Here is a 20,412-nt window from a genome sequence, read left to right on the forward strand (position 1 = left end):
GTTGATAATATGTATCTTGAGATGAAAGGTACGAAAAAAGAGAACCAAACAAATTGTTCAGTTCTCTTAAAAATGATTCTGTTTATTTTCTGGACTTATGCCAATTGGAAAAGCCATTCTGAATATCTTCTGGAAGAATCATACTTTCGGAAAGTGTCTGTACTTGCGATATACCATCTTTCACATCAGCAGTATCCAGTAATTTTGTCATGCGGTCACTGAATGAATTGAAAATCTCGTTCTGGATATTGCGTACAGTACGTGCATTCGCAAATCCTGGAAGAGTGCACACCGATTCAAACAGTTGTGTTTCAATAGAAACACATTTTTCACTTACCTTAATGTATTTTTCCAGCATACTATTTAGAATCTGGGTACATTCCTCTGGAGAAAAATTCGGAAATGTAATTTTAGTTGGAAAACGATCATTTAATCCCCTGTTTGAAGCTAATAGTTGCTTGATTTTATCTTCATATCCGGCCAGTATAACAATCGTATCTTTCTGGTTGACTTCTGTGAAATCCAGAAGATAATCTACTGCTGCCGTTTCAAAATCATTATTTCCGGATAGTGGATCAGGAGTCAGAGAATAAGCTTCGTCAATCAGGATTACACCCTTTTTTCCAGCCTCCATAGCATCTGCTATTTTTTGCGCTGTCTGGCCTTTAAAACCAGCAATCAGATCTTTCGCAAGATATTTTGTGAATTTGCTGGTACTTGTCAATCCCATAGCATAACAAGCTTCTGCAAAAAGAGATCCTGACGTGGATTTACCAGTTCCAGGTCCACCAATAAAACACATATGTCCCATTGGCACTGGCAGATTTACACCATTTTTTTTCAAGTTCAAAAGTTTATACCTATTTTCAAGCCATCCTTTCAATTCAGACCAGCCATAATATTTATTTATTTCGACCATGACATCTTCGAAAGTTCGATTTCCTGACTGTGTTTCAATAATACCGGAGTATTCATCTGGAATATCCAGCACAGATAATTCATGGACAGTTTCTGCTTTATAGGCATCTCTTCCTATCCGGGTATAATGCTTTGCCTTTGTTTCTTCGAATAGAGAAATAACCTGTCTGGCATTCGAAAAATCTTCGTCAGCATCTTTGGTATGGTACCAGTTACGAAACAGTACCTTGAGCTGTTCAGAAAGTTCATCTGTACAGATGCATTTGTTTTCCTCACTGGCACATTCCTCCGAAAATATTTCATACATCTGTTCAGGGGTATAGTCCGGAAGAATATATGGCTTGTCACATCTATCTCTGAACCCTCTGGCCTTTTGCAGGAATTCTGTCAGTCGATTTGGATATACAGCAAACGCACAGGTCAATTCCTTATTTTCAGACATTTCATGCAATAATGATTTCAGGATCTCTTCTGAACTGTCATGTGCCTCATCAATAAACAGAATTGTATTGCTGTTTACTGCTTCTTTGATTTTAGCTTTCAAGTCATCTACACGCAGTCCAATTGGCGTATCAACAATGACTGCATCCAGACCACTCATAATATTGGCTGATCCAAAGGCTCTGCAGAGCATATTTACAAGAGTAGTTTTTCCTGTTCCAGGATTTCCAACAAGAATCATATGCTTGCATCCTGGGATTTTATCCAATGAAACACCGTCATCAATCTTCATCTGCCGGAAATTGATATATTTTTCTGCGATACTAATTCCAATATCGCCAAGTCCAGGCATATTTTCGAATTCTTCTTTTACTTTTTCCAAAGTAACTGGTTCAAATTTGGGCTGGAGTTCACCAAAATCTTCTTTTAGGATAAAAGAAGAATCCCCTCTGCTTACTGCATGTTTGATAAGACGGTTCTCAATCAAAACCTCAGTTACATAACGTCCATTACTGAAAGTTCTCCGGTTCCTGGTCTGGTAAATATTTGTCATAAAAATATGAATATCTTCTTTTGTAAGATCTGTTCCAAGCTGATATCCCTTTTTGTGCAGGGTAGAAAAGAAAATATCTTCCAGTATTTCAGGTGTATAATCCGGAATGGTGATTTTGATTTTAATCCGGTCTTCCAGTCCCTGGTCCATATCGAAGAGACCTCTTACGCCATCTTTAAATCCTTTTGTGGAACGGTATCCTGCAAAAACAAATAGTACGTTTGTAGATTCATCTGTCATACACTTTACAAGCTGTCCAACAGCTTCTTTTGCATAAATGCCGCCATTTCCGCGGTCATTATTATTTTCGCATAACTGATGAGCCTCATCTATAAAAAGAACACCACCTTCTGCTTTTGCTACCATTTCGCGTACTTTGATGGAGGTTGCACCAATAACATCACCAATTAAATCCGATCTGGATGCAGAAATTACGTGGCCAGTTGCAAGAAATCCCTCATCATGGAGGATTCGACCAATCTGTTTGATGGATGTTGTTTTTCCGGTTCCTGGGGAACCTTCCAGCATAATATGTGGGAGTTTATTGGAACCAGGGTAATGTTCTGCCCGGTTATCACGTCCCCCCATTCTTTTTACAAACAATGTTTTTTCAGATGGAACGGAGTCCTTTTCTTCTTGTTCCGAGGTTTGTGTTTTTAGAAAGCTTTCCAGTGTTACTACAATATTTTCCCAGCCACGTCGATTTCTCAGCGTTTCCCATGGGTTGAAGTCGATATCCTGCAGATGGTACCCCAGGATTTTTTCAACATCTTTGTCACCAATATCAGCACCTACATGATCCAATGCGTATCTCTGCATACGATTTTTTAACATACGCATACTGATCTGTTCGGATTCTTTCTGGCTTTTAATAATATAATGAATTTTTTCAGCTGTTTTAGAAATACCTTCAGTATAATGAAATCCATACTGTATCTGGCTGAGTTTCAACAGGTAGGTAATTTCATCTTCGAAAAAGTGCTCTATTTTAAAAACACGTGTTTTCTTTGGAGTATAATCCTCCTCACACTTATTTCCCTTGTCATAGAAATATTCCAGTAATCCAATGGATCTCAGAAGCTGAAAAAATTCTTTGTTCTGTGCAGAACTTAAATCTGGGTGGATAAAAATCAACAGGTTCTTCTTATTCCAGTTATTACGGATATCCTCAGAAAATTTATCCCTCACAACAGAATTGCGGAGAAAATTATTGATATCTGTCAGAATTACCGCTGACCGGTAAGTATCATTTTTCATGTAGGTTTCCAGTTCACCATGGAATACCACTTCATCCATATTTCTTTGCTGGTATCTCATGGTAGTCTGGGGAACAGGATCTGCCTGAGGAGTATTCTGCGGCGGATCATTTGATACTGGCTGGGATACTTTTTTTCTTGGCATACCAAATTGTTTTATGCCAGTATTTTTCTTGCCAGTATTATTGGGATTTGTTTTTGGGGCTGTTTTGGAAGGTGTTGATCCATGCTTTTGTACGTATTCTTCTCTTGCTATACCAGTATAGTAAGCTGATGCATCATCATATACAAATTTTCCAGATGCGTTTGTAGAATCATAAAAAACAACATTATCATAGCCCGTTTCATGCAGGATATCTGCAAGTGCTACACGAAATTCTCTGAAGCACAGATCTTTGGATAATACCAGATCCGAGGTATTTCCATATAATAAAATACAACTTGTATCATCATGTTTCTTTAAAATATCCAAAGCATTCATGTTGTTCCCTCTTTATCTGAGATTCGTAGTTTCCACAGCAGTAAGATCTGCTGCCTGTGTATGGGAGGATACTGTTCCTCTTCCGGAACAGTGAATCTGAATATTTAATGTTTTTTCGATAAGGTGTCGAATTTCATCCTGTCTCTGAGCATCAGCAGCTCCGTCAACTCCATAATCATGTACATCCACATGAATGCCGTCTGTTTTTGGAGACAGGACTACGGTTACACGTCCTCCGGAAACTCTGTTTACAAAGTTCACATGAATAGGGTTTCCTTCTTCTCCACTTTCATAGGCATATCCATCCATGTCATATCCCTGATCTTCCATAGCTGCAGTGATATCAGAAGCCGTATCATTTTCTGTATAAGCTGACAGCAATTTCTGAACAGCCAGTTTTGTACAATTCTGGATATCCAGTTCAATATCTGCCAACTGCTCCTGTATGTCTGCAAAATCTCGTAAGGTTTTTCCGTCAATATCGGAGATTGCAGCATCTAATTTTTCCAGTCTGGATATTACCGCTTTAAATACCGGTTCGTACATGGAAAGGTCTGTTTCATACATTTCGTCTTTGTATTCAAATTGGAACGCTTTCATGGATTCAATCTGTGCTTTCATTTCTACGATTTGTGCTTCCAGTAAATCTATTAAGGCATATTTCTTTTCTCTGTCTGAAATTCCCTCTTCTAAATAGTCATAACATTCCAAGACAATCGATGAAGCAATTCCATAAGCCGGTTCATACATTCCCTTGTTGAAATAATCAGCTGCTTTGTTGTACTCTTCCACGGTATTATTTGGAATTGAGCCAAGTTCAATCTGAACTGCATGGATGGCTGCTTCTGCATCTTTTAACTGGGAAGAAGCATATTCCTGTAAGCGCATATTTTCCTGTAACTGTGTTTTCATCTCATTGAATTTGGAAATTTGATGGTTAACTTCCGCTTTCATAGTTCCAAACGTAGTATGTAGAGAATCGGCATACGATTTTGCCTGTACATCGATTTCTTTTTTCCAGGATGTAAACAGTTCCTTTTTACGGATTGCCGCATTGTTTGCAAGTCTGCTGATATCCTGGTCAGCTTTATTCTGTTCTTTCTGCATTTCATTTGCAAAAGAGGTATAAGAACGAAGCATTTGTTCATTGATACGGTTCATAGCTGCTCTCTGATTGCTCTGTAAACTGGAATAGGACTGCATGATTTCCTGGATTCTTTCACGCTCCTCCGCTTCCTGTTCTGCAAGGCGTGCTCTTTGTTCCGCTTCTCTCTGTTCACGGAGCGTATTACTCTTACGTCTTTGCTGAGCTATATGTTTTGTCAGTTTCACGGAACCATATACGGTTCCTGTGATGGCAGCGCCTCCAATCAGGATAGGTGCTGCTGCAAGCGCAAGTACTGCTGCTCCAAATACTCCAAATCCATCTGCACTCATAGTCTTTCCCCTTTCTATTTTCCCAAGCTGTATTTCTGGCGAAGATCTGCTTCGGTCACTGTTGCTGTAAAATTATCAGTTTCTTTTAAAGTAAGAGGTCTTCCTGCATCTGTGGCAATGTTCATCGCGGACTTTGCTGTTTCTACATAAACACCATTTCTTCCCAAAATATTAGACAGGCTTTCCTGCACCATAGTCGGGAAGTATTCCGCTTCCAGCTGCATATAAATCCGATAGGAAACTGTTTTTTCTTTGCGTACAGGTATAATATACAGCCTGCAGATATCCGGTTTTTCATTTATGGTATGGCATTTTTCAAAAGTAAGGACCCTTTCTTCTCTGTAATCTGCTTTTCCATTTTCCTTTATGCAGATTTCATCCTGAAGATACTGATGAAAATATTCCTGAAATCCTTTTGATGCATCATTCCCACATTTACACGGTCCATATGCAATACCTGTAAATTCATAGTTTTGCTCTCTTAAAACAGTTTCAACGGTTTCCTCGATGACAGAAGTATGATTAAAACAGTCACATGCTGAGGTTGCATAAGAAATGCATATGCTGAGCTTTTGTGGAATCATATCCAGCCTTTGAATTTCCTTATCCAACAAGAAAGCTGGATCCAATGCCTGATTTGCGCATTTTTTTATCCACTGTCCGGTACCACCGTCTACATTTGCCTGATGCTCCTGGAGAAGTTCCTTCAATTCGGAGTAAAGCCTGTCGGACCAGTAATCAATATCCTGTTCGGTGAGTTCCAGTACAACCTCATCTCCATCCTTAAGGTTAAGCCTTCCATCTGAAAATATAGATTTGGTAAGTGTTTCCAGTTTCATCCGGTAAATCTCAAACAGCGTATCTAGCTCTTCCATTTTCTGCTTCGTGCTGTTTTCCAGACGCTTTACAGCATCAGTGGCACATTCTGCCTTTGGTACCGCAAGCGTATACAGTTTATTTTGAAGCAGTTTTTCGGCTTCTTCACCTGCTTCGATATATCGCTGTATGGCATGAGGATAAAAAATATCTACTGGAAACTGACAAGCATCCTGAATACTTTGCTTCAGTTTCTGTACCGCTTTATTTGCAGCTTCCTCATATTGTTGGTTTTTAGCCTTATTTTCCTGAATCAAACGTGCCTGTTCTGCCTCCAGGCGTTCCATAGCTTCATTTAATTCATTTTCATAAATAGCAACCTGTTCTGTTAATTCGTTATACCGTCTCCGCATGCGTTCCATTTCATTTAGGTAAGCATTTGAAAAGGATTGCTCCATTTCCTGAAGTTTCTGGATATAATCCTGCTTCAAGTTAGCGGAGAAATTTTGCATTTCTCGGCGCATTTTAGCGGTTTCCTGTTTGATCCTGTCATTATAATCCCGCTCAATATTCCGGAGCTCCCTGTTTGCATTTGAAATCTGCCGCTGCAGACGCTCGATTTCTCTCTGATTATCTGCCATATATACCTCGTATTTCCTGGCTTTGCACCACAGTTTTTATTATTTCAGGAAGTCTGAATGCGCTTGCTCCGTTCTTCACAATCTTTTTGCCGTTCTACGATGAAAGATCTTAGCTTTTCCTCAATCCTATTTTTCGCATCTCTAGCTTCCGAAACAACAGTGCTCAGACTATCCTGTTCTGAATACATCTCAAGTGTATCGATGTCCATATCAATTTCGGCAAGAATCTGCTGCAAAGAGGCTTGAATATCTGAAAGTTCTACAGACTGTTCCTGTTTAATTCTTTCTGCTTTGTGAATGTTATCCATTGCATTGGTAATATTTTGCTTGATATCTGCGATAGAACGTTCCACTTCGGATTCTTCCTGCTCCAATGAATGTAAGGAGGCTTCTTTTTCGGCCAGAGTTTTTTTACGACTTACAATAGAAGCTGTCATTTCATTGATTTTTGTATCCTGTGTCTGAACGTAGGAATCATCGAACTGGTTATCTACTAATTGAGTTACAAGTGTCTTAAGACGGTCAATTTCTTCATCATTTGCAGCATTGCCTCCAGAAACAGCTTTCAGCCGTTCATTTTCCTCCTGCAATTCAGCTATTTTTTTTGAAAGACTGTCTTCATTTATCTTATAATTAGATATTTCAAAGGACAGTTCTTCATTTTTGTTTTTGAGTTCTATGTTTTCCTGTTTGAGTTTTTCTAAATTGTCATTTCCTGGAGTAGTAGGTTCTGGCTGCGTAGGAAATGACGGTTGGGTAATAGGCAGTACCGGATCGACAACATAAGGCCCTGGTATTTCATCTTCTTCATATTGCCACTCTACATCTATTTTGCCGTCTTCCATAAAACATACGGTCATTTGCGCTACTTGAGAAGAAACTTCAAAATTATCATATGTTTTACTTACTTTATCAAAAAAAGCACATGGCAATTGTTCTGAAGATATTCTTTCAAAATATATTTTTATGGAATCTTCCATATCTTCTTTCTGAGAAAATAACAAGAGTTTTCCGTTTTCTGCATCCAAAAAGGTAATTTGAATACCCTGGCAGTTTTCCGAAAAACTACGCAGTTTTTCTTCATTGATACTCTCATTACTCCATTGTAAACCGTTGTATTCCAGATATAATTCTACTTCATCTCCTATTGGTATAACAAAAATACTTTGAGTACTAGGAGAAGTTCTTTTATCATTCATTTGTGGCACCTCCACATGTTTCTTCTTTTTAGAATTATAAGAACTAAAATTTGTTATAATTATATGAGTTAAATTTGCCCGGAACGACAAAATTTACACTATGAAACTAATCCTTCATTGGTGTTTTTTCAACTATATCCATTTTGCTCTTTTATTTTTTTCCATAGATTTTTGGTCTGTGTACTTGGAATTCCGGTAAGCAGCTGCTGTCCCTCTTTCTTTTCAATAGAAGAAATTCTCTTTTTTTTCGATTTAAAAAAATCCCTATATCTATCTGTAAATTGATAAATTACCTGATTTGAAGAACCTCTGTAAGGAAGGTCATCATCCAATTTTTCCTCATAATTGCCATCTATCAGAACATCAATCTCACTTAGAATTTTCTTTACTTTTTCATTGGACATTTCTTTGAGTTCAGACAGCCTATAACCACTATAAATAATTATTCCCAATTCAGTCTTACGCAGTTCAGAGACCAGTTCATACAATGCGTCGATCTGAAGAAAAGGTTCTCCTCCACTGATAGTAATTCCTTCAATATTTCCTGACTGCTGTATGATTTCTACCATTGTTCGTACACTTAATTCAAACGCTGGAAAATTTTTTCGATTCCAGTCTATGGCAATACAGCCCGGACAGTTTCTACTGCATCCATGAAACCAGACTATATATCTCGGTGAAGGTCCTAAAAGGCCTTCACCATCAAGATACATACGGTCTCCAGCTATTCTGCTCATTTACCTGCCCTTTCCATCAGTTCCTGATACCAGCGTTGTCCCCTGTCTCCGCATTCATTCCTGATCTTTTCACGGATGACAGCGGTCTGCTTATTCAAAAGATCCCGGCGTTTTCCCAGATATTCTGTCAGATTATACATACTGCCGCGAAGTGCAATTAACTGATCATAAGAAGCTTTATCTACTCTCAGAAAGTCACTTCTGTCGTTGAGTCGGGAAATGATCTTTCTCAGGTTATTTAGGCTTACCATAATTTCTTCCCTTTTTGCGTGGCAAAGATCGGCTGCCGTAAAAGAACGGTAATGAAGATTGATGTAATAATTAAATCTTTCTGAAACCATTCTCCGATTACAGTTCAGTTCCGCATTTGAGTAAACTACTTCAGTTGCTTCAAGCAGTTCTGCAAGGTTTTCACTCCAACTCAAATCAATACTGATTTGCTCACCAGACTTTACCGTTGAAAAAGTGCGTTTTTTAGCAGCACGATACGTTTTGGCTTCAGAAACCATCTTTTTCTGTTGAGGAGAGGCCTGTACCTTCACATCGCCGGAGTCATTCAGGGTATTCAGTTTTTGTGCAAAATTCTGTCTGGTTACGGTTCTGGAATTTGTTTGTCGATAGTGGCCGTTTCCTGAAGTATTCCTGGATCTTGTAGTGTTTCTGCTATAATTACTAGAACTTGAAGAAGTCGATGGTCTTCGTTTGGGAATTGGTGTTTTAAAAAGACAGATAATAAGACCTAATATTCCAAGAAAAAAGCCCCATGCGAATCCATGATTTATGCTATCCGGATAATTTTTAGATTTAACTACAGCTTTCGAAATATTACCGGAAATGATATGTATTACTGCAATAATAATGATTGTTTTTACGCTCATAACTTAAATACTCCTTCAGTCTGCAATATAAATCCGTCCATTTTCCTGCTTAATAAGCTCCATAACCAGTAAATGGTTCAGTTTCTTTTTGGTGATGCTCTTGGAATGGATATGAAGGTTTCTGGTCAGCTCTCCTATGGTCGTACCATTTGGTGCTGAACCAATCATAGCAAGAAGTTTTTTGCTGTTGTCCATTTTTTTATCACTTAAATCTTTCTGCAGATCAAAAAGCTGTCGGCGGAATTCCGGAGACAGTCCGGATAATACATTACCGGTTTCTTTCATGTTGCAGATAACAGCGAAAGAAGCATCATCTCCCATACCGTTATTTACCAGTAAGCGGATAAGTGAAGAAATTTGGTTTTCCATGTCTGCTTCACTTAAGAAAAACGCCATTTGCTGCATAAGACGTATACGAACATTTGCCCCAAGTTCATTTACCAGAAATTCTTCTGGTCCATCACTCATTAATACAACTGATGAATAATCAGAGGTCCCTTTTTTCAGAAAAAACTGTGTGTCTGGAACAGTAACAAAGGTTGTCTGGTTTGCGGGTCCATCATGTTCATAAATAGAAATTACTTCACATTCATTATTTTTGTTTAGTCCAACAATTGCACCATCTCCAACATGCAAAATCAGATACCTTCCATCCGGGTGAAAAGCTGTACACAGTAGAGTGGCTGAAAATTCGATAATATCTTCTCCCTGCTTCTCCGCCTCTTCTCCGAGAGGGATTAGCACTTCGCGGATGACATAATCGGCTATTGTTTCATTGTCAAGACCATACAGTCTTTCAAATTTTTTTGCCATGAAAGTTGCCGCCATACGAGCTGTGATTTCTGATCCCTTTTCTGCATACTTGTAAGAACCTGCACCATCACTAAGTGCAATAGAAGTTATACCATTTTCAGAAATGTATCGAAATACATTGTCTTCACAGTTTTTATTGCGTTCTATATGTCTGCTTCCTGTTTCTTTATATAAAATTGTTTTAAATAGTGTTTTTCTTTCCATAAGCATTTCTCCTTGATTTTATTGTATATAACTAGAAAACATGTCCAGATCCAGGTGATGACGACAAATTTGGGGCCAATTATGAATTATAACTTTCGTATAATCAAGAAATTTATTTAAAGAAATTTCAGTATCTATTTTAATCAACCGGTTATCTGTATCAATACCTGTTAGTTCTCTCATTAAAGAAAGATTACAGCAATTGCCAATAGCACCAGAGATTATACCAAGCCGATTCTCTGATACTTTTTTCTTGATAAAAGCTTTAGCAGATACCAATGCTTCTTCTTCCTGTTTCCCTGTGTTGTCATTTGGATATTCTGACTTACCATGTGAAATAATAAAAATAATTGGAACATAATATCTCACCTTAGGAATATTTTGTGTATAAGTTTTTATTCGCTCTTCCAGTTGCTGAATAGCTGCGTTGAGAGCTAAACCTATAAGTGAAGTTCCAGTGCATTCAATATGTATACTTCGTCCTCGTTTTTCCTGTCGTTTAATTTCACATAGTTGTTCATGGACAAAAATATCATTGTTAAATGTAAGTACAGACAATTCAACTGCATTGGACACTGTCCTGTCATCCAAAATAAAATCATATAACTTACAGATGGAAGTTTTTATGAGATCTTCGTATCCTGACATTGACTTTGAAGTATCGATCAAAAAAATTATTGGAATTCGTTTACTCGTATTCAATGAACATATTGTATGCATGTTTTTTTGTACATGCCATTTTTTTGACTGGAAGTCATTTCTCGTTATAATCATGTCACTTTCTGCTTCCAGTTGATTTACAAAATCTTTCAAATCAACTATTGAATTGACTCGTTTTACATGTCTATCTGAGTTAAGCCCAGTTAATTCTTTCAGAAAATTGTAGTTACACAATCTACCAATGCCCACTGACACTACTTCTATATGATTTTCACATATATATTGTTGTGTCAACTGTAAAGCCTCGTTTTCCTTTCTTACTATATCAGCATTATAGCAATTTATATTTCCGTCAGAAAGGAGGAAAACGATAGTAGAATATCTGATTCGAGGAACATGGTTTTTATATTCAACTGTTCTTTCCTCAACTAAACAGGTCATTTCTTGTAATGCAGATCCTATAAAACTAGCTCCCTCATAACAAAAATTAAGTTCCTGTTCAAAAAGTTGCATTTCTTTTATATTTTGTGTAGGTTTTAAAATTTTAATATCGTTATTAAAAGTTATAAGAGTTAATTCTATTTCCTGTTTATATTCCCTAAGTGAATTATATAAATGGAAAATAGCATCTTTTAACAATTCTTTATATAAAGCCATCGACTTCGATATATCGATCATAATGAACACATTATATTTTTTTGATACCAGCATATCTCTAGATGATTTCAAATCTATCGTACCAAGGATGCTTTGAATTTCTGAAATATTCATGGCTTTTCTCCCTTTGATGAGACACTTGCATACTGATTTACAGTATCTGTTATATCAGTATGCAAGATGTCGCCTATAAACTATTTCATGTCAGCGAAAGGAATATTATTTAAGTCTTTGGTTCCTCTCTTAGAACTGGAGATAATAATGGATGAAGTTACTTTGAAGAAGTTTGCCAGTTCTGATGCATTGCTGACTTTGGTCACATGTTTATCGTTTTTAAGACCAGTAAGTTCTCTCATAAGAGCATGGTCGCAGTGATCACTGACTTCTACAGAAATAACAACCAATCTATTTGCGGCTACTTCTCTCTTAATATACGCTTTGCTGAATGCCATTGCTTCTGCTTCCTGCGGTTTTACATTTTCGTCATAGCATTCCGGTACTCCGTCAGAAATCAGGAAAATGATCGGTGCATAATACTTTATCTTTGGGACAACTTTAGCATATACTTTTTTTCTGCCTTCAATCTGCATAATAGCATTTTTTAATGCCAGTCCCGTAAGAGTACAGCCGTGGCAGTGGAAATCAAGGTTTTTTCCTTTGGCCTCCTGTGCCTTGATTTCACGCATACGTTCTAGAATTTCAATGTCACTATTGAAAGTTAAAACTGCCAGTTCTGTAGAGTTACTTGCGGTGCGGTCAGCTAAAATAGCTTCATAGAGTCCCTCTACAGATCTTTTCAGCAGATCTTCATAGCTTCCCATAGAACCAGATGTGTCCACCAGCATAATTGCAGGAAGACGTTTGCTTACATTTAAAGTAACTGCTTTCTGTTCAACGTTTGACAAATCCATGCTTCCCAGCATACCTTCAATATTGTTTACGTTTGCCATAAATTTTTCCTCCTTGTACGTAGTACCTTTTTATTTTAAACATTATTCCATCCTTGATTGAAATTTTTTAATTGCTCCAGAATATCCTCCAACTCCATATCGGAATCTCCAGCATTAATTTTTACATTACCTTTAGACTGTACCTGCTTTGGGTAAGACTCTGGCAGGTATTTTCCACTTTCTGGATTAACCTTTACAATTCCAGGTAAAGCTTCTTGATATCGCACAATAGTTCTCAACCAGTCAAGAGAGCTTCTTCTGGTTTCTTCATGGAAATATTTTCCATTTCCATGGAAAGAATTCCAAAACAGCTCTTTTAAGAATTTCGGGAAATGGCTGACTATCATGTGCCAGATACTTCCTTTTATCTGATATTCTGCTCCAATATTTCCTGCCTGATATGGATAATATCCTTTTGCAATAATGTCACGCTCATCATCAAAATCTCTGGATCCTGCATATGGATCTCCGTCTGGTGTCAGCATATGGAAAATCAGCATCTGCATAATCCATACATCATCTGCTTTTTTCCTGCGGAAAGAAAAATCATCATCATAGATATGTTCAGGTGATCGGAATTCTGGAATCCCCACATTGCTTGGATAATACCACTTATCGTCTGCAATCTGTGCTGAATCTAAATCTACCAAATAGGCTACCAGATCCTTATCATATAAGATGTTGTCACGGTTTATATCGCAAAGAATAACATTGTTGTGATGCATGAAGTCAATCAGTTCTGCAAAATTAACTGCCATAGTAACCTGATGTTTTTTTTCAATACCTGGAATAATCTCCTCAAAGGTATCATATGCAAATTCTGAAAAAGCAGTGGTATCTTTGAACAACTTCATAATATAACCAATTGGTTCAGATTTTTCGTTGTAAAGCATTTTTTCCGGCCATGCAATTCTCTCCATAATAGGGGTATCAATCATACGAAGCAGTCCATATTTAGAACACATGATTGTAACTTTCTGCATCTTCAACTCAGAATTACTTTCGTTCTTAAAAATTTTTGCACATTTCGTTCCAGAGAAAACTTTATAGACATTAGCTTCTCCTCCATGTCCAAGCTCATTTTCAAGAAGTACTGGTTCATATCCATTTTTCGACTTCATGAATACGTACTGACCGGATACTGGAATTTCTCCTTCCAGATATTTCGGAGAATCAGATAACGGAGCTTTGGCCTTGTCATCTGGATTTGCAAAGGCAACCATCTGATTTCTTGGGTTCGCGAGATGACCTTTCGCAGTAATATCTCTTTCGAAAATTCGAATATACTGATGGTCATTTTCATTCGCTTTATTTCTGCTGTAAATGAAAGTGCTCAGGCCACGGTTGATTCCGATTACAATAATAGAGTCGCTTAAATTTCTACCTTTAATAAAGGTACTGATAGCATGATTTTCTTCTGATATTTTTCCTGGAAGAATAGTAAACATGTTATATTTTCTTAAGGATTCAAGTGCATCCGCAACTCTTTTAATACTGCTGTCTGTTTTAGCTGCCTCCATTACAAACTCTACAGTTTCGGCACAAACAACAAGAGTTGTATTCGTTTTTCTGGTTATCTTAACACCCAGTGCTTCTGTAATAATGTCTGCTGCCACAGGCTTGCGAAGCGCCATGTGGGTAAAGATGATATAATCTCTGCTCAGAAGCTGTTTCTGACGCTCATCCGCATCCTGATGAGATGTGCGACTGCTTGTACGGCTTCCAGTTCTGGAAACACTTTTAGTAGTTTCTGATTGCTTATGATATCCAGTATGTTGTGTTCTGTCTGACGTGGAATGCTGTTGAGAATCTTCTGTTCTCTGTGTAGGCGTTGGTTTCGGAGCTGGCCTTGGAGTTGGCTTGGGTTTTGGAGTTGATTTTATATCGGCAAATATCTTGCTATATTTCAGGGTTTTCACCTGATCCAGTTGCAAATCAGTAGATAATATAAGAATATTATTTGCCTCAAGTGCAGCTAATGCTTCGTCTAATGTCAAGCCATACATGTTGGCAAGGCTTTTGACTGTTTCACTCATATGTATTTTTCCTTTCTTACGCATGGTCTATGGGTAACTTTGGATTTTTTACGTCATCTGTATTATCCAGCAAAGCACCTCCCTTTCCTATTTTTTTAACCAGAACCAGGGCAGACGACTTAGAAGAATGCGATTCATTTTGCTGAAGCGCATCTACAGTCAGCCCGTAGTCCTGGGTAATTAACATACAGCTTTGGGAATCATTTCGGAAATAAATCAGCTTTTCCAACATAACACGGTCAGCATGAACAACCTTTTCTCCGCGTTCATTTGTCCTCTTGTCTTCCTCATCTCCAATGATTTTTATTCGATTCTGCTGACATTTCTGGAGAATAAAATCAAATATGCGTCTGGCCTTTTCGACAACTTCATCATCTTTTTTCTTATCTATGCATATTTTTTTCAATTCTTCCAGAACGACATAAGGAATGTATAAACTGCTGTTTGATTGTACTGTTTTGTCGAACATGTTAAAGAAATCGTAAAAATACTGGTTCAGAAGACTGCAGGTATCAATAAAAAATAAATAATTATGCTCACTACAGTATTCCAGTAACTTCCTGGTGTATTTTATTTCCGGGTGAAGAATATCGGATAATTCTCTGAAGCACTGCTCTTCATCGGTTGGTTCCGAAGAAAATCCCTGCTTTTCAAAATCTCCCTCCGGAAGATCAGTATGTGAGACGGAGTCTATCTGATTGATACCAAAATAATCCATCAATTCATGAAGCACTTTTTCATCCAAACCAACATATTCAGATAATACGATACGGTTAAACTGTATCATTAAAAGTTCTTTCAAGTTATCAATTGACTGGTTTGATATCTTGGAAAATTCTATCAAATTCATATTACTCACCTCCGGTTAAAAGTTCCTCTTACGATTATGTAAAGTCCTACGCAACAGATAATACAAGGCATCAATGCATCCAGCAGTGCAGAAAGATCAGCTGCACTTCCAAGCAGGTTATATCTTATGATACATCCAATAATCGCACCGCTTATAGCTCCTGTAATAGTAATTTCCGCATTGAAATGGGTGCCAAATCTTATAGATAAAAAAGTTAACAGTACACTTCCAATGATTCCTCCCACAAGACAGGCTTCTAAAAATTCTTTTACTGTTACCCAGTTACGGATAATTAAAGATGCAGCTATTACAATCATTAATACCGGAACCAGGATACGGAGCCATGACAGGAGCCGCCGCATAATCTGTCGAAACCTTCTTCTGCGGATTCTTCTCCGGTAAACCGGCTGCACACTCTCTTCTTCATAATCATCACTTTCTTCACTTGGCTGGAATGAGGAGGATGATGTTCGTTTAACAGGCTCTGAATTTGAAGCTTCTTCAACTGGATGAACCCTGTTTCTTCTGCGTCTACTGCTGTCAGATTCAGAAGGAGCAGTGTCTGTGCCTGAAAAAGTTGATTCGGCACCGGTAAAAAAACTTGCACTATCATCTTCTGTTACGTTTTCATCAACAGGATGAATTGGGTTTCTACGTCTGCTGCTAGCAGCTTTTTCAAAATTGCTATTGGTATCTGCAAAAAATGATTTATTTCCTGCAAACCCCTTCTTATTAAATGATTCCTCCGATAAATCTGAAAGTACATCTGTTATCAAATACATGTTACACTTTGGGCAGATTACTTCAGAATCATCATATTTTGTTCCGCATTTTACGCATTTCTTCATGTTTCTTCCTCTGCATTACATATAAAGCTGGTTAACATGTGTATATCCATTTGGTGAAAGAATAAAACCACTTCCATCGCGTATATTCATTAGTGAAAGTCTGTCTGCCGTAATAGGGACCTGGTGTCCAATGGTAAATCCTACATGTCCACCATGTCCAACCCCCAGATGTGTCTGAATCCAGGAACTGTTCATGACCATCATATCAAAAATATCAGAAGCATCTCTTCCTGATACTCCTAAACAAACAACGGTAGAGGCAGGGATATTACAATCTTTGATATTTAATTCTCCGAATGTATTCCCTATGAATACGGACTTACCGGTTTCTGTCAATCGGTAGCAGCCAAATCCCGTAGCAGATATGTTATATCCTATCATCTGGTACTGAAGGCTGGATGTTTCCTGGAAGAGTTTAAGCTCATTCAGCAATGTTTCCATCAACAACTGCTCGTATTCTGGAGCAATCATTGCAATACAGACTTCATGCTTTTTCAGGCAGGAATACAGGGAACGTTTTTTCCCATTTTTACAGGAAAGTTTGTTTACTTCTGCCGAATAACGGATCCAGAAACGGTAAAACTCAGTCACTACGCTATCCCACTGTAGCAGAAGGGAATTTTCTATAAATCCCTCTGCATCAATATGAAGCTCCTGTTCAATCCAGCTTAGGAATTCTTTCAAGTTTTTTGCTTCTATACTGCCACGTCTGGAACCGGATGTCCTGACAAGATGATCTACTATAATGGAAAGATTGTAATATGTAAAATTTTCACGGCCAAGTCCGTCTTCCAGTATGGACAACAGAACATACATGAGCGAAGTAATATTTTGGCAGTTCATAGTCTGCCCTGCATACTTTTCGATAATTCTTGCGAACATTTCACAGGTCTGTTCGTAAGAAGTGGTTTTATCGAAAGGCATATAAGAAACGTTTACTCCCCAAAACACGATATTATTTCCAGTCTTTGGATCGCCTTGTGCCAGCGCTTTCAGCTCATCTACGAGTTCCTGGCTTATGGAATTTGGAGAACAGATACATATAGTGGGGATTCCCTTTTTCATTGCGTCATAGACCCCCGCATAAAGGGCATCTTCTTTGATACTTGTAGCTAATTCTCCTCTTTCTCCAGTATTTCCGCCACATACAATTAAGTTTTCATTTTCCGGTACAAATCCCAAAAGCCGGCGTGATACATGGTTCGCCCTGCGGTTATGCCGGCCTGCCAGACCCGCAAGGATTATATTTCCAATAAAACCCATGGACTATCCTTTCTCCACGACATTACGGGCAAATCTGAACTTAAATGGCATATATCCTGCAAGTTTCACGAAAGCTTCACCAATCTTAAGATTGAGCACTTCCTTTTCTTCAATACACTTTCGATCGTACGGTGGGGAATATGCCATTGAACCACCAGCAATTGTGTACCTGTCGGAAACGCGGGCTTCTCCGGTCTGTTTCTGTATCTGGACAATACTGTTTCCGGTGCACTTAAAGGCTATTATTGACTGGAATGCACTTAACATGACAGACGCTTCTGCTTCTGTATAACGGACATTCATTTGTTCAACGTGCTGCAGACCAGCTACAATACAGAAATTCATACTTCTGAGCTGATTCAGGGCCAGTAACACGTAATCCAGCTTAAACATCTGGCTAAACTCATCCAGAAACAGATACGTTTTTCCCACCTTGGCAGGACCCTTTTCTTTATAATAAGAACATCTGCTTGCAATAATGTTGTCTACAAAGAACCGGAAAACGTAAGACTGTGATTCCGGAAGTGATGGATCATATGATAAAAATACAACATTTGTTTTTAAGTTTCTTGCAATTTCTGATGCAGAAATATAAGCATTCTTTTCATTTTTTGCTGTTCCATATGCACCTGCAAATACATCATTCGCCATACTGGTTATCTCACTGATAACGCCATAGGCAGATTTATCTTCCATTTCTTTGGGTGGCAGGTAGGACAGCCCTCCTTTAAAACTTTCATAGGAAAGAAGAACTTTCCGGTAAGAATCATATAAATCTTCTTCGCAATTAATTCCTTTAAAAAAATTTTTCAGACAGAGGTTATTCAGCCTGCTGTCATCTCCTGTCTCTTTATACTCATAAAGGAAATACCTTATAACATATTCGGTTATTTCTCTTGCAGCATTGACAAAAAATGGCTGTTGCTCAGATTCCCGTCCTTTATATAAATATTTGCATAATTCTTTGATTCGCATATCGAAGAGGTATTCATTATCCAGAAATGGAAGAAGCTCTTCAAAAATGTTCCATGCATATTTATCATCTAAAGCATTTAGAATCAAATCACCATCTTCATAAAACGCCTCCTGGTAATCACCCTTTAAATCAAAAATAACTGCCAGATCATTTTCTTCCAGGTTTTCAAGAATCTGTCCGGTAAGACTCAACATGGTGTTTGTTTTTCCCTGACCGGCATCTCCAAGAAACAAAAGTCCCATAGTAAGCAACTTGTCTGCGATGATAATCTGTTCTCGTTGATCTCTATACCTTCCAGAAAGAAAATATTTTTTTTCATTGGAAGGAGAAAAAACTGGAAACGTATTATACTCTGCTACATTTCCTTTTATAATCCGGAGATTATCGCAAATCATCGTCCATGACCTCCTCCCGTTCCTCCGTGACCACCGTGTCCTCCGCCAGAAGATCCATTACCATGACCTCCTCCGTGCCCGGAACTACCAGAATGTCCGCCGATACTGCCAGAACTTCCAATACCGCTATGTCCTCCGGTTAATCCTCCAGACAATGAACTACCAGGGCTTCCTGTAGTAGAGGTTCCATGTATAGCGGACTTGGAACTAACTGTAACATAACTGCTGTGACTATTTTGGCTTTTATCAGAAACAACTGTATTCTGTGAATGACCGAAGTTTGTAGTTTTGGATTTATTACTAAAAGTAAAATCCGATTTACCATATTTATCATGAGCTTTATTTCTGTTTTTGCCTTTATAATCACGGATCACTTCGAAACATTTATGTAATTGCTCCATGCGGTCCTTGCTTTCAAATTTATGTGATCGGTTATTATGGGAAGACTCAAACTGATACAGTTTGGGATTCTGCATCATTTTATTATATTCTTTCTGAGTCATATGACAGCGTTCTGCACATACCCGCATAGCCTGTTCTTCATATCCATGCTTATGACCTTTGTCAATCTGCCCCTGCACCAGTACCTCTTTTGTATTTGCATCCAGCATCTGCCCTTTTTCGTTATAAATGGCTTCAATATTTTGCGATGTTGCTTTATTAGGAGTAACTCTGTGTAAATAAGACATATCTTACTCCTTTCTGTCTGCATCATAAACAATCAGGTAACTGCCATCATCCTGAAGAATAAGGGCAGTATTGTCTGGATGATCATATGCAATCTGCAGGATTAAATGTGGATTTAAAAGAAGTATCTGCCACATTTGGCATTGCTTAAACTGGACTTCTTTTTGTTCTGATAAAAGAAAATACCAGTCTCCCGCCTCCTTTATTGCATATCTGCAAGGCTGGCCTTTTAAAAGTGCAGGGTCACAAACGCACCACTGTTCTGCAATAGCTGGCAGCCCCCTGTAACTACTTCCTTCCTGTTTTTCCAAAGATAAAATTAAAATTGAAACCGGAATATTTGGATTCTTTGGATCCAGGCGATAAGCCAAATCTACTAAAGGAAAATCATGTACTTTGTAGTCATGAAAAAAAGTTTTTCCGTTCATCCATTCTTTTAACGGAACAGTGTAATCTGCATTATCAGCACATGCAGAAAGGATATCTTCTGCCAAGTCAAAACAGTCTTCCTGATCTAGAATAATTCTATATTTCTGATACATCTTCTCGGCAAGTTTTGTTTGAAGATCAACCATTTAGATACCTCCTCATAATCAAACACTGGTAAAGAAAAACGGCATGTATAAAACTTGTGTTTTCACAAGAGTTTTTCAATTTACATACTTATTATCCCACCAGAATTAGCTGTTTGCAAATGGGGTTTCGTAGTTCATTGA

The 20,412-nt window shown here is 38.0% G+C and carries 16 protein-coding genes; all 16 read right to left on the bottom strand.

Annotation, left to right across the window (positions count from 1 at the left end):
• Positions 1 to 82 precede the first annotated feature (82 nt).
• The 16 genes from DWW77_RS02860 to DWW77_RS02935 all read right to left on the bottom strand — a co-directional run bounded on the left by DWW77_RS02860 (position 83) and on the right by DWW77_RS02935 (position 20,271).
• Positions 83 to 3,649 (bottom strand): AAA family ATPase, encoded by a 3,567-nt coding sequence (locus tag DWW77_RS02860; RefSeq protein WP_118608013.1) that lies wholly within the window; start codon positions 3,647 to 3,649, stop codon positions 83 to 85.
• A gap of 12 nt (positions 3,650 to 3,661) precedes the next feature.
• Positions 3,662 to 5,086 (bottom strand): coiled-coil domain-containing protein, encoded by a 1,425-nt coding sequence (locus DWW77_RS02865; protein WP_118608014.1) that lies wholly within the window; start codon positions 5,084 to 5,086, stop codon positions 3,662 to 3,664.
• 14 nt (positions 5,087 to 5,100) lie between these two features.
• A complete protein-coding gene (locus DWW77_RS02870) occupies positions 5,101 to 6,543 on the bottom strand; it encodes a hypothetical protein (RefSeq protein WP_118608015.1) in 1,443 nt (480 codons plus the stop codon).
• Positions 6,544 to 6,587: 44 nt separating this feature from the next.
• Positions 6,588 to 7,742 (bottom strand): coiled-coil domain-containing protein, encoded by a 1,155-nt coding sequence (locus tag DWW77_RS02875; RefSeq protein ID WP_118608016.1) that lies wholly within the window; start codon positions 7,740 to 7,742, stop codon positions 6,588 to 6,590.
• 128 nt (positions 7,743 to 7,870) lie between these two features.
• Positions 7,871 to 8,479 carry a 4Fe-4S single cluster domain-containing protein gene (locus DWW77_RS02880; protein ID WP_118608017.1) on the bottom strand — a complete coding sequence of 203 codons (609 nt, stop codon included), beginning with the start codon at positions 8,477 to 8,479 and terminating at the stop codon, positions 7,871 to 7,873.
• Positions 8,476 to 9,357, bottom strand: coding sequence for a hypothetical protein (locus DWW77_RS02885; protein WP_118608018.1), 882 nt, complete (start codon positions 9,355 to 9,357; stop codon positions 8,476 to 8,478). Before DWW77_RS02885 ends, DWW77_RS02880 begins: the two co-directional genes overlap by 4 nt.
• Before the next feature lie 15 nt (positions 9,358 to 9,372).
• Positions 9,373 to 10,374: a PP2C family serine/threonine-protein phosphatase gene (locus DWW77_RS02890; protein ID WP_182431183.1), complete on the bottom strand. Its 1,002-nt coding sequence runs from the start codon at positions 10,372 to 10,374 to the stop codon at positions 9,373 to 9,375.
• Positions 10,375 to 10,392: 18 nt separating this feature from the next.
• On the bottom strand, positions 10,393 to 11,805 hold the full coding sequence (locus DWW77_RS02895) for a vWA domain-containing protein (RefSeq protein ID WP_118608020.1): 1,413 nt from the start codon (positions 11,803 to 11,805) through the stop codon (positions 10,393 to 10,395).
• A gap of 80 nt (positions 11,806 to 11,885) precedes the next feature.
• On the bottom strand, positions 11,886 to 12,641 hold the full coding sequence (locus DWW77_RS02900; RefSeq protein WP_118608021.1) for a vWA domain-containing protein: 756 nt from the start codon (positions 12,639 to 12,641) through the stop codon (positions 11,886 to 11,888).
• Positions 12,642 to 12,676: 35 nt separating this feature from the next.
• On the bottom strand, positions 12,677 to 14,677 hold the full coding sequence (locus tag DWW77_RS02905) for a protein kinase domain-containing protein (RefSeq protein WP_182431184.1): 2,001 nt from the start codon (positions 14,675 to 14,677) through the stop codon (positions 12,677 to 12,679).
• Positions 14,678 to 14,693: 16 nt separating this feature from the next.
• Complete coding sequence (locus DWW77_RS02910; RefSeq protein WP_118608023.1) at positions 14,694 to 15,527, bottom strand: PIN domain-containing protein; 834 nt, start codon at positions 15,525 to 15,527, stop codon at positions 14,694 to 14,696.
• A gap of 5 nt (positions 15,528 to 15,532) precedes the next feature.
• Positions 15,533 to 16,375 (bottom strand): zinc ribbon domain-containing protein, encoded by an 843-nt coding sequence (locus DWW77_RS02915; RefSeq protein WP_118608024.1) that lies wholly within the window; start codon positions 16,373 to 16,375, stop codon positions 15,533 to 15,535.
• Between the two features lie 15 nt (positions 16,376 to 16,390).
• Positions 16,391 to 17,638, bottom strand: a complete 1,248-nt coding sequence (locus DWW77_RS02920) for a hypothetical protein (protein WP_118608025.1) — start codon at positions 17,636 to 17,638, stop codon at positions 16,391 to 16,393.
• A 3-nt stretch (positions 17,639 to 17,641) separates the two neighbouring features.
• Entirely contained in the window at positions 17,642 to 19,009 is a 1,368-nt protein-coding gene (locus DWW77_RS02925) for a type IV secretory system conjugative DNA transfer family protein (RefSeq protein ID WP_118608026.1), read from the bottom strand.
• Positions 19,006 to 19,698 carry a GH-E family nuclease gene (locus DWW77_RS02930; protein ID WP_118608027.1) on the bottom strand — a complete coding sequence of 231 codons (693 nt, stop codon included), beginning with the start codon at positions 19,696 to 19,698 and terminating at the stop codon, positions 19,006 to 19,008. The genes DWW77_RS02925 and DWW77_RS02930 overlap by 4 nt, the downstream gene beginning before the upstream one ends.
• Before the next feature lie 3 nt (positions 19,699 to 19,701).
• A complete protein-coding gene (locus tag DWW77_RS02935) occupies positions 19,702 to 20,271 on the bottom strand; it encodes a hypothetical protein (RefSeq protein WP_118608028.1) in 570 nt (189 codons plus the stop codon).
• Positions 20,272 to 20,412: the final 141 nt, after the last annotated feature.

Origin of the sequence: Ruminococcus sp. AF17-12 (genome assembly GCF_003479245.1) — a bacterium.
GTDB lineage: Bacteria > Bacillota > Clostridia > Lachnospirales > Lachnospiraceae > Blautia_A > Blautia_A fusiformis.